Consider the following 1,791-nt stretch of genomic DNA (forward strand, 5'->3'; position numbering starts at 1 on the left):
CGCAACTCATGGTGCAAGGGAGCGGACAAGAACACGCCGCGGCGCCCTACGCCGGAGGCAGTGGGTCGATGCTGGGTGCCTCGGTGCTGCAGCCGGATCACTCAACGGCGCGCCATCATCATGCGCCGGATTCGTCAGTGGTTGATCTGAATCCCCCCTCACCGTCCGAGTTGCGTGACCCTGCTCGTTCTGTGCCGCCGGCGGTGCAGCCAGATCCTCCAATAGGGGTCTCCGGTCGCGACAAGGGTCCTCTCTATTCCAACGATGCGACCATTGTCGAAGGGCTGAGGTCAGCATTGGAGAGCACGGTCAAGCGCCATGTAAATTCTCTTCTCGGCTTTGGTCGTTGGCTCTTTGATAATAACAGGCCGGGATTTGCTGCTCGGCTTCACGAGGAGTCGCTGGATCCGGATCTCAAGGAGTACGAGAGCAAGAGTGGCTCCTCGGACGTGGCTAGAGCAGTGGGTCATCTCAAGACGTGGGCGGGCGGAGCGCCAGTGCTGGACCGCGCCGCTGTCCTGAATAATCCCGACCCTGCCGACGCCGCGCTCATCAGAGATTACACAGCGGCTCCCATCAAAGAGTACAAGGCAGCGCCGACCGGGCCGAATCCCGCTACCATTCAGACCTATGGATCTGCTCCTAGACGTTTCAGTGAATACCTGGTTGAAAACAAAAAGCCGGGGATTGCGGCTCGGCTTCACGAGGGGTCGCTGGATGAAGATGCCAAGCGCTATAACAACTCCGGTGGGATCAGTGCACTAGCTCATCTCCGGAAGTCCGAACTCGGGCGCGAGCTCCCTGGGAAAGCTAATGAAGACGACGCTGTTCTGCCATTGTCTTTCGTGCCAACTGGGCCCCATCACCAAGCCTCGGATCCCGCAGGGTCCTTTCGTCCCCTGATCTGGCGCGACGGCGACCAGCGCGCGCCGGACGAGCGGATCGCTGCACAGGACAGGAGCAACCAGCTATCAAGCGAGGAGGTCCTCATCAACCGTGAGCATGATACAGCGGAGTTGAGACCAGCGAAGAGGCAAAGGCCCCTGAACAGTCGTCTGCAGGACGTTGCCACTGAGCCGCAGCTGAGCGAGATCGGCAATTCAGGCGCTCGCGTGCTGATGCAGGCCCCCACCCATCAAGTGGGTGCATTGCCATGGGAAGCGCAGCCCATGATGCAAGGGAGCGGACAAGAACACGCCGCGGCGCCGTATGCCGGAGGCAGTGGGTCGATGCTGGGTGCCTCGGTGCTGCAGCCGGGTCACTCAACGGCGCGCCATCATCATGCGCCGGATTCGTCAGTGGTTGATCTGAATCCCCCCGCACCGTCCGAGTTGCGTGACCATGCTCGTTCTGTGCCGGCGGCGGTGCAGCCAGATCCTCCAATAGGGGTCTCCGGTCGCGACAAGGGTCCCCTCTATTCCAACGATGCGACCGTTGTCGAAGGGCTGAGGTCAGCTTACGCGGGTAAGGTCAAGGAGAGCACGGTCAAGCGCCATGTAAATTCTCTTCTCGGCTTTGGTCGTTGGCTCTTTGACAATAACAGGCCGGGATTTGCTGCTCGGCTTGACGAATCGTCGCTGGATCAGGATCGCAAGGAGTACGAGAGCAGGGGTGGCCCCTCGGAGTACGAAAGCAGGGGTGGCCCCTCGATCGTGGCTAGAGCACTGGGTCGTCTCAAGACGTTGGCGGGCGGAGCGCCAGTGGTCGACCGCCCTGTCCGGAATCCCTACCCTGCCGACGCCGCGCTCATCAGAGATTACACAGCGGCTCTCATCAAAGAGTACAAAGAAG

General features: G+C 60.9%; 1 pseudogene. It reads left to right on the forward strand.

Annotated features, from left to right (window positions below):
* Positions 1-68: 68 nt before the first annotated feature.
* Positions 69-1,791 (forward strand): annotated as a pseudogene (locus tag NKH03_RS34620) (hypothetical protein); the annotation flags it as partial.

The organism is Mesorhizobium sp. M1406 (genome assembly GCF_040317555.1).
GTDB lineage: Bacteria > Pseudomonadota > Alphaproteobacteria > Rhizobiales > Rhizobiaceae > Mesorhizobium.